Genomic DNA, 3,480 nt, shown 5'->3' with positions numbered 1-3,480 from the left:
CCAGTGGCCGCACCTGCCGCCACTGAGGCACCCGCGGCGCCCTCCCCCACCCAGGAACCAGCCGCAGCCGCACCCGCCGACCTGGTTAGCTCGGAAGGGATGCAAAGCGACGACTACATCATCTACATGAACCACGATGTGCCGGCCGGAGAGGCACAAGCCGCCGCTTCCGATCTACTCGCGGCTAAACTCGCGGAGCTCAGGGGAACACCACAGGCGGAGGGAATTGACCTTGTCGCAGTGTATGGACCGAAGAACGAGCTACTCGCGATGGAGCAAGTGACCCCGCACCCCCAATGCGCTGGCTGCACAACTCCCCCGAGCACACCAGCCCCATGAAGAAGTGGCCCTCAGCATCACATTGAGGGTCTCCTCCCCCCGACTGCCCCTTAGGAACGGAACCTATGTCACACCAGTACCCGCCAATGAACGGGCTTCCCGAACCGAAAAAGAAACCCCCCAAATGGAAGTGGGGGTGTCTGGGGTGCTTAGGACTCATAGTCCTGGGGTTTATCTTCCTCGTCATCATCGGGATAATCGGAGCTCTGGTAGCCCCGCCTAGCTCCAGTCCCTCTGCCAGTACGTCCCCCTCTGCTACGGCCTCGCCTAGTACCCCGTCGGCCACCCCGTCAGAAATAAAGACCGCATCGCCTGCCCCCACCTCGTCGCCCTCGGAGACCAGATCCCCTTCTCCTACTGAATCGGAGACAGGGGAGACCACGCAAACGGCTGCCCCGATCGGGGGCAGTGACGCCCCGGAAGCCAGTGCCGCGCTGGAGACACTGGAAACACTTGATGTGAAGGGTCGAGCTCCGAAGACGGGGTATGACCGCGACAAGTTTGGGGCCCCGTGGGAAGACGTGGACCACAACGGGTGCAGCACTCGAAACGACGTTTTGGCTCGGGATCTCACGCAGGTGCAGAAAGCCCCTGACGGTTGCAAGGTGAAAACCGGCACGCTGGCCGACCCCTACACCGGTCAGAACATCGACTTTGTAGCGGGTAGGAGCACCTCGGACGCCGTTCAGATCGACCACGTTGTAGCTCTTTCGGACGCTTGGCAGAAGGGTGCCCAGCAACTCAGCGCCGGAGACCGGCTCACCTTCGCCAATGACCCGTTGAATCTGCTCGCTGTTGACGGCCCTACGAATCAGGCTAAGGGGGACGGAGATGCCGCTACCTGGTTGCCGCCTAACCGGTCCTACTGGTGCCCGTACACGGCACGCCAGGTCGAAGTGAAGTCGAAGTATCACCTGTGGGTTACCCAGGCTGAGCATGACAAGATCAAGGAAATCCTCAGTGATTGCCCTGACGCGTCAGCGGACAAGCCTGCGGAGAACGAACCCCAGGACGAGAAGCCGAAGGCGCCTGATACCCCAGCGAAGGCCGATCCCGCTCTTCCCGCCCCGATACACGAGCCCGTGGCGCCGGCTGAGCCCAAGCCTGTTGCACCTCAGCCGGCGGCACCGAATGAAGGTGCGGGCAGCTTCGCGAACTGCGCCGCGGCGCGGGCCGCAAACGCCGCGCCTCTGTATGCCGGATCCCCGGGCTACTCCCTCAAACTGGACCGGGATGGGGACGGGGTCGCTTGCGAATGACCTCGGACCGCCTAGAGGATGATTCCCCCACATTTGCGGTGTGATCCTCTTTCCAAACCATAAAGAAGCGGCCCTCAGCGTGATGCTGAGGGCCGCTCCCCTATCCCCTGGTGTCACCTGTGGCTTGGCTACTCACCGGACCAGTAGCCGGCCTGCTCCGGGTGGTCCTCGAGCAGACGGTCGAGCTCCTCGCCGAGGCGCTGATGGAACGCCCGCAGGTGCGCCACCGAGTGCCCGGGGCCGTCCGTGGGCCGGTCCTCGACCCTGACGGCGAGTTGCACCCCGTGCTCGGGGGAGCACACGCGGGTGAGGATGAACTCGGACTCGTGGCGCTTCCCGTCCAGACCATCCACGTCGGTGTCCAGCTCCTGCTCGAAGTGCCCGAAGGCATCCCCGATCTCACTGGCGGCCCCGGGGCGCATCCCGGCGTCCGGTCCTCCGAGGGGGCATTCGCGGGCGGTGGCCAGGACATAGACTCCGGGCCGGCCGTCCACGGGGAGCCAATCCCTCTCGGCGAGGATCTGCTTCGGGGTCACCTTCTTCCCGACGCCAAGCCACATCTTGCGGTAGACCTCGAGAGTCTGGCTTACAGAGGACCGTTCCAGATCCGTGGCGTCCTTCATCGAATATGCCGAGAGGTGAATGCCCAGCAAGCATCACATTGGTTGCCCGCGAAGTACTTGAAATTAAACCATTAACAGGCCCGCGTAAACCCGTCACCAGAATCACGAACGTAAAGCTGGATACCCAAAGTAGTAAGTAACTGCTTCAGGTCTGAAGATGGTTCCGCAGGCAACAGAATTGCGGGCTCCACATCTGGAGTCGAAGCCCCCAGCCAAGTATTCATAGATTGCTGATAGTCCAAAACCTGGCCGATTGCCATTCGGACATTTTCCCTAGTGGGCGACTTCTTGGCTTCAACTACAATATTTAAGGACCGGCAATAGAGATCTGGAGCCAACCCTCCGCGCAAAGAAGGGATGTCCACATTCTCCACCGCATAGCCTTGACCCGTTAACCATTCACCAAATTCACTCTGCAGCTGAAATTCAATTCTCTGTGCCATCCGCGGTGTGATCGATTTGGACTGAACCATGTAGGTACTCGAATTTGGGCCAGCCCAAGGCTTAAAAACGAGGCGGCCCGGTAGGGGTGCGCCTTGCTGCCCCCTTAGTGCGGATGCCCCAGCTTTGCCATTCATATTGATAGGAATCGGCGCGCTACGGATATTTGCAGACAATTTCAGGGATTGAGCCGCGTATTGATCTACGATGGAATCCGAGTCCTCGCTCGAGTCAATAAGTTCAAAATCAATTCGATTCGGATATTTTACGGACCCCTCGTCGAACTCATCATGCCAAATTGGGTTCTGGCCAACGTAGTAATTCTGGGTTACCTGCAACATGTAGGACCGACCGACATCACTGGGTGACCAACTATTCGAAGTGCGCGGCGAACTACCGTCCGTCCCCATGATAATGATGTCATTGACATCGATGCCTTTGACCAATTCCCCGAAAGTTGCTCCCTCCGACAGGACGTTCAGTGACATCGAGGTGTCAGCCCATCCCCAGGACCCACTGTCAAGCGACTCCTCTAGACTTCGAGATTGACTTCTTGGTACATAGATAGCATATCTCCGCATTGCGCTACTCCGTCAGTTATTTCAATAGAAAATTAGATCCCCCGCTTTTCAGCGAGGATCATACTGCTGATACTAGCACTGGCGACCCCGCCCGGGAAGGGCTAGAGTTTCATTACTCCTAGCTAGGGGCTCTGTGTCATAAAACGCGAATTTTCTCATGTTCATAGCAAAAAATGGGGCCTCTCTCCCATAATCTCCCGACATTGGAAAGACGCGATGGACACCCCCAGCCTTACC

At 59.0% G+C, this 3,480-nt stretch carries 3 protein-coding genes; 1 reads left to right on the top strand and 2 read right to left on the bottom strand.

Annotated features, from left to right (window positions below):
* Window positions 1-404 precede the first annotated feature (404 nt).
* Window positions 405-1,598: a GmrSD restriction endonuclease domain-containing protein gene (locus CWC38_RS12630; RefSeq protein ID WP_206059906.1), complete on the top strand. Its 1,194-nt coding sequence runs from the start codon at window positions 405-407 to the stop codon at window positions 1,596-1,598.
* A gap of 128 nt (window positions 1,599-1,726) precedes the next feature.
* On the opposite strand, the gene CWC38_RS11285 is transcribed toward CWC38_RS12630, so the two are convergent.
* Both CWC38_RS11285 and CWC38_RS12065 read right to left on the bottom strand, forming a co-directional pair.
* Window positions 1,727-2,251 (bottom strand): hypothetical protein, encoded by a 525-nt coding sequence (locus CWC38_RS11285; protein ID WP_124106168.1) that lies wholly within the window; start codon window positions 2,249-2,251, stop codon window positions 1,727-1,729.
* 41 nt (window positions 2,252-2,292) lie between these two features.
* Window positions 2,293-3,150 (bottom strand): hypothetical protein, encoded by an 858-nt coding sequence (locus CWC38_RS12065; protein ID WP_124106167.1) that lies wholly within the window; start codon window positions 3,148-3,150, stop codon window positions 2,293-2,295.
* Between the last annotated feature and the right edge of the window lie 330 nt (window positions 3,151-3,480).

Source organism: Kocuria tytonicola (genome assembly GCF_003687455.1).
Lineage (GTDB): Bacteria > Actinomycetota > Actinomycetes > Actinomycetales > Micrococcaceae > Kocuria > Kocuria tytonicola.
The sequence above is the reverse complement of the archived record's forward strand: the minus strand, read 5'-3'. Positions and strand labels throughout refer to the sequence as shown.

What these genes read in the sequence shown, in the direction of transcription:
- CWC38_RS12630 (WP_206059906.1), top strand. Translation starts at nt 405, where the DNA reads ATGTCACACCAGTACCCGCCAATGAACGGGCTTCCCGAACCGAAAAAG.
- CWC38_RS12065 (WP_124106167.1), bottom strand. Translation starts at nt 3,150, where the DNA reads ATGTCACTGAACGTCCTGTCGGAGGGAGCAACTTTCGGGGAATTGGTC.